3 protein-coding genes are annotated in these 6,329 nt (G+C 65.3%); 2 read left to right on the forward strand and 1 reads right to left on the reverse strand.

The annotated features are described in order from the left end of the window. Positions 1–2 precede the first annotated feature (2 nt). Positions 3–1,391, reverse strand: coding sequence for an ABC transporter substrate-binding protein (locus tag EV643_RS42295; RefSeq protein ID WP_133805872.1), 1,389 nt, complete (start codon positions 1,389–1,391; stop codon positions 3–5). 354 nt (positions 1,392–1,745) lie between these two features. Here EV643_RS42295 and EV643_RS42300 point away from each other — a divergent pair, with 354 nt between their 5' ends. Continuing rightward, entirely contained in the window at positions 1,746–2,762 is a 1,017-nt protein-coding gene (locus tag EV643_RS42300) for a LacI family DNA-binding transcriptional regulator (RefSeq protein ID WP_133805873.1), read from the forward strand. 810 nt (positions 2,763–3,572) lie between these two features. Further along, complete coding sequence (locus tag EV643_RS42305; protein WP_166665791.1) at positions 3,573–6,260, forward strand: DUF11 domain-containing protein; 2,688 nt, start codon at positions 3,573–3,575, stop codon at positions 6,258–6,260. Positions 6,261–6,329: the final 69 nt, after the last annotated feature.

Here is a 6,329-nt window from a genome sequence, read left to right on the forward strand (position 1 = left end):
CATCACCGGTTGATGAGGTTCTTCTCGATGTCCTGGACCGACTTCGCGATGACCTCGTCCGGCGTCGACCGGCCGTCCATCAGCCGCTGCAGGTTGGTTCCGAGATAGTTGACCGACTTGTTCCAGAACGAGGGCAGCGTGTACCCGCCCGGTAAGTCCTTGGCTGCCTTCACATACTCGACCCACATGTTCTGGTTGCCGAACTCCTTCACCGGCTTGAACAGCGGTTTGTTCTCGTCCAGTGCCGGCAGATACGACGGCAGCACGGTGTTCAGCCCGCCCGGGTACACGGTGTTCGGACCGAAGGCCTTGGTGTAGCCCTCTTCGTTGTACACGAGGTGCTCGAAGAACAGCCAAGCGAGTTCGGGGTTCTTCGCCTTGGCCGGGATGATGAACGACGATCCGCCCATGACACCGCTCGTGGCGCCGCCCTCCTTCCACACCGGCAGCTGCCGCACCCGCCACTTGCCCTTGGATGTCTTCAGCGACGACTGCGGGACGAAGCTCCACCAGCACGCCCACGGAATGAGGCTCTGGGTCCCGGCCTCGAGGGACTGCAGGTCGGACGGTGTGACGAACGCGGCCCGGGTGCCGAGACCTTCCTTGGCGACCTGATCGATCCACCCGAGGATCTGCCGATATTCGGGGCTGTCCAGTCGTGTCTTGTGGGACTGCGGGTCGATCAGCCCGGTGCCCTGCTGGTTGGCGAACAACTCGAGCCACATCTGGCCCAGGTTGGGATCGCGCTCGAGGTGCAGCGGGCGCGCGTCGGGGCGCTTCTGCTTGATCGTCCGGGCGGCCGCCAGCAGGTCGTCGTACGTCTCCAGTGTGGCCGGGTCCACACCGGCCTGCTCCAAGACGTCCTCACGGTAGAAGAGCAGGCCGGGGTCGACGTCCCAGGGGATGCCGACCAAGCGGTCGTCGATCGTGACTACGTCGAGCTTGTACTTCACGGTGTCGGCCTTGTACTGCTCCATCCGCTCGGATAGGTCGAGGAGATGGTTGGCCTGCCCAACGATGTTGACATCCTCGAGGAACGAGCCGTCCGGTAAGCCGGCACCACTGACCAGCGCCGGCGGGAGCTTAGTGGCGGGGTCGATCGCGACGTGCTTGACCTTGATGTTCGGGTACTTCTTGTTGAACGACGGGATCACGGTGTTGAAGACCTTGTGCAGGTCGCCCTGCCGCGACCAGATGGTGACCTCGCCCCGGGCGGACTCGCCGGTGAGGGACGGGCTGCTGAGCTTGTTCCCACCGGTGTCGTTCGACGCCGGTGTGCAGGCGGTCAAGCCGCCGAGGGTGGTCGCGATGCCGAGTCCGGCGGCGCCGCGTAGGAAGCTGCGGCGGTCGACCTGGTGGCCGAGTTCACGACGAGTGGATTCGACGTTCACGATGACTTCTCCTGATCGAGCTCTGTGGACGAATTTCGCCGCGCGGTCGCGCGGCCTGAAGTCTCGAGCACCGGATGACAGAATCCGGTTGGACGGCGGCACTCTCCCGCGCTGTGTTAACGCTCACAACGCTCAGTGCCGGACTCTTGCTAGCGCTTCTTCATCGGTGTAGAACATACCTTGCAGAGGCGACCCTGACGTGTCAATACCTCGATCGTGGGGTAGCCGAAACGATGCGACTGACAACGGAAGACATGTGGCCGCGTGCCTGAAACGTCGCCGTTCTGGCCGAGGAAGCGGCAGTGAATCGGACAATTACGGCGAGGAAGACATCGGCCAGGAGGGACGGCTGGGATGGCGGTTACCATGCGGGACGTCGCACGACGCGCCGGCGTCTCCGCGAAAACCGTGTCGAACGTGGTCAACGGCTATCCGTACATCCGTGCGGCGACCCGGGACAGGGTGCTAGAGGCGATCGATGCCCTCGGCTACCAGATGAACATCAACGCCCGGAACCTTCGCTCCGGCCGGACCGGCATCGTCGCGCTGGCGGTCCCGGAGCTCAGCCTGCCGTACTTCGCCGAGTTGGCCGACGCGGTCATCCGCGCGGCCGAGAAGCACGGGCTCACCGTGCTGATCGAGCAGACGAGCGCCGTCCGCGAGCGGGAGCTGGCCGTGCTGTCGAGTGCCCGCGCTCACCTCGTCGACGGCCTGCTGTTCAGCCCGCTGGCGCTCGGACCCGGCGACGCGGCACAACTTAATACCGCGCTTCCCACCGTGCTGCTGGGGGAGCGGATCTTCCATGGCCCGGTCGACCACGTCGTGATCGACAACGTGAACGGCTCGCGCGCCGCGACCGAGCACCTGATCTCGACCGGTCGGCGTCGCATCGCGGTGATCGGCACCCACCCCGGCGAGGAGGTTGGTACCGCGGCGATCCGCTACAACGCTTATCTTGCGGCACTGCGGGACGCGGGGATCCGCCCGCTGCGCTCGCTGGCTGCCCCCGCCGGGCTGTGGCACCGCGACACCGGAGCGGAGGCGATGGCGAGGCTGCTGAGGTCCCGGACGCGTTTCGACGCCGTCTTCGCGCTGAACGACACCCTCGCCCTGGGAGCGCTGCGCGTGCTCGTACGGTACGGCGTGCGGGTGCCGGACGACATCGCCGTGGTCGGTTTTGACGACATCGAGGAGGCCCGCTACAGCAACCCGAGCCTCACCTCGGTGAATCCGTGCCGCAACGACATCGCCAGTGCGGCGGTGGACCTGCTGATTGCCCGGATGGAAGGCGCCGCAAGCACGCAGGAGGAGGTCGTCGCGCCCTACCGCCTGAACGTCCGCGAGTCCACAGTCGGCGTCGAGCCGGGCTGACACCGGCGCCAAGCCAATCGGGCGAGCCCTTGACATGTCACGCGTCGCTCAGCATCATCTCTTCTACACCGATGAAGAAGCAGAGCCCAACGAACCCGGCATGAGGTTGTTCGCGGGCGAAGGTCTTGACGGGGGTGGCTGGATCTGGCGGGCCAGACGGGTCACGTCGGATGGAAGGACAGCGCTGAGTTCGCGCACGTCGACCTGGTGGCCGGCGGCGCGGAGAAGACTCGCGCCGACCTTCCCCGAGTACGGCCTCAGCTGCGCCTGCTACGACCAGGAGCTGCACCGATGGCGAGGTCCATCGGGTGGGATTCCCCGCCGACCAGCAGGCGAGGCGGCCGCCGATGGTGAACGCCTCAATCGCTCGGGCCCGACTTGAGTCTCCCAGGAGTCCTGGACTTGCTTCTCCGGGTTCGGAGCCATCCGGCGTACGGCGATACTGGTGCCGTAACAGTAGGTGGTGTGCGGGAGGCGGATCCCCGCAGCCGCAACAACCACGCAACGCCGAGAGACGACAAAGGGTTCATATCCCTAGGGATATGAACCCCCACGTGTCCGAGGGGGGACACGCACCTTAACCACACGCCTTAATCTCAACGTCTGAAGGTTTGGCTGGCCTGGTCTCGGCGGCGTGCCGTCGAGGGAGATCAAGGGTGCTGCCGGAACGCAAAGGCCAGTTCCGCGGCATTGATGGTGAACTGCCACGCATCGAGGTCGAGCGACAGCCTGTACTTCGACACCATTCTGTCGACGAGATCCTCCTCCCGGGCGCCGACAGTCCATGAAGTGCCCGCTGGCGCTCCCACAGTGTCCACACGCACAGTCTTCCGCAGTACCGACGGCGGGGCGAACTTCGTCCGGCTGAGTGGGAACGGGACGTCGGGACTCCCGAACAACTCCGCATTCGACCTGGTCGGTGAGCCAGGCAACAATCAGCGGCTCTACGTCTCCACCACCGGCGGCATCTTCCGTAGTGACGACACCGGCGCGACGTGGACCAACGTCACCGGCGCCGGTGCGGGGACGCCTGGTGGCACCGTCGCCGGCGCCACCAACAACATCGAGATGGCCGTCCACAACAACGCCGGCGCCAATGCCGTATACGTCGGGGTTGTGAACAACGGCCGGCTTGGTGGGTTGTTCCGCTCGGCGGACCAGGGTGCGAACTGGGCCCAGCTGGACACTCCGCAGACGCTCGAGGGCGGAGTGCCGGTCGGCATGCAACCGCGCGAAAAGCCGGGCGGTCAGGGCTCCATCCACTTCTCGATCCTCGCGGATCGCACGAACGCGAACCTCGTGTTCCTCGGCGGCGACCGGCAACCGACCAACCCCGGACCGGATGGCACTTTCGGCACGAACGACGACACCTTCCCGAACTCCATCGGCGCGAACGACTTCAGCGGTCGCTTGTTCCGCTGCGACGCATCGCAGGCAGCGGGGGCTCAGTGTGCCGTCATCACCCATGTGAACGCGAACGGCACGGCGCCGCACGCGGACTCCCGCGAGATGGTGTGGGACGCGAACGGCGACATCGTCGAGACCGACGACGGGGGAATCTACCGTCAGACGGACCCGGCGACGAACAACGGGGCGTGGGTCTCGGTCAACGGAAACCTCCAGGTGGCCGAGAGCCATTCGTGTGATTACGACAGTGTCGCGAACGTCATCATGTGCGGAAACCAGGACACCGGTACGCCGGAGCAGACATCGGCCGGCAGTACGACGTGGCGTGAGGTGACCACTGCCGACGGCGGGACTGTGGCGATCGACGATGTCAATGCTGCGCAGTCGATTCGCTACCTCAGCACCCAGAACTTCGGCGGGTTGCGGCGGCGCACCTGCGATGCCGCGAACAATTGCGCGAACACCACACTGCCGTTGACCGTTGCCGGCAGCGCCGGTCAGAACCTCTTCCAGTTCGACAACACCATCCAGTTCTACGGCCCGATCGAGGTCAACGCGGTTGCGACCGGCCGGTTGCTGATCGGCACGAACCGCCTGTACGAGTCCACCGACCAGGGCAACAACATCACCGACCTGACCGGCAATACCGGGTCGGGAATCACCGAAGCACTCGCGTACGGCGGCCGTAGCGGCGGGGTCGACAACCCTGACGTGCTGTGGTTCGGCAACGGCGTCGGCCTCTCGCTGCGTACGTCGGCTGGCGGCGCGTTCACCCAGCTCAATGCCTACCCAGGCGGTCGGCCGATCGACCTGGTACTCGACCGCGACGACTGGCTCACTGCGTACGTCACCGACGGCACCAGCGTGTTCCGCACCGACGATGCCGGTACCACCTGGTCGGACATCACCGGTGACCTGGCGACGCACGACCCGGGTTCGGTACTGTCGATCGCCTTCGTTCCGGGATCCGGCTTCGACGCGGTCGTCGTCGGCACCACCCGGGGCGTCTTCTCGACGCAGAGCCAGAACTTCGGCAGGTGGGCCGAGTTCGGTGCGGGCATCCCGAACACACTCGCATCCGACGTCCGCTACGACGCGACCGATGACGTGCTCATGGTCGGCACAAACGGTCGCGGCGCGTGGCTGGTCAGCAATGCCAGCAGCGCGTTCCCGACCGCTGACGTGCGAGTGTCCAAGACCGATACGCCGGACCCGGTGATTGCGGGCGAGGAGCTCTTCTACACCGTGACTGTCACCAATGACGGTCCGGATACGGCGTTCGGCGTCGTTGTGAGCGACGAACTGCCTGATGAGGTCACGTATCTGTCCGACTCCTTATCACCTGACCCCTGCACCTTGAACGCTGCGGACAACAGCCTTTCGTGCGACCTCGGCGACATACCGTCCGGAGACAGCAGATCGTTCACCATCAAGACCAAGGTCGCCGGCGGAGCGGTGGCAGACGAGTCCGAAGGAACGACGCGAATCGACAACAAGGTCAGCGTGACGACGGCGAGCGTTGACCCCGATCTGTCGGACAACACGGCGACCACGTCGCCGTTCGTGCAGGAGCGGGCCGACCTTGCGGTGACCAAACTCTGCGTGCCGAACGGGCCGGTGCAGGCCGGTCAGACGGCGAAGTGCACGGTCTTCGTCGACAACTTCGGACCGTCGCACGCCCGGAACGCCACCGTCACCGACACGCACACCAGCGAGGGATCGTTCACGATCGTCTCGGCTACACCCAGCAAGGGCAGCTGCTCGTTCACCAGCGACACTGTCACCTGCAACCTGGGCACCGTGTCGGCCGCCTCACCGTCGGAATCCGAGCGGGAGAAGGTCGACGTCGAGATCACCGCGAACGAGGCGATGGACATCGATGACGTGGCGAAGGTTGTCTCGAGCACGCCGGATCCAGACGTCAGCAACAACCAGCGGAGCGACACCCTCAGCTTCAGCGCGGTCTCGGACCTCAGACTGACCAAGACCGGTCCCGCGACAGCGGTGGCAGGTACGACGATCACCTACAACCTGCAGGTGATCAACGACGGACCGTCCAAGGCCACTGCCCTACGTGTCAGGGTTGGGTGAGGCCAGCAGCTAACAGCAAGTCCGCCGGATGACGTAGGGCGAGAACAGGAATCGATCCATCATGTCCAG

Origin of the sequence: Kribbella caucasensis, assembly GCF_004361855.1 — a bacterium.
Classification (GTDB): Bacteria; Actinomycetota; Actinomycetes; order Propionibacteriales; family Kribbellaceae; genus Kribbella; species Kribbella caucasensis.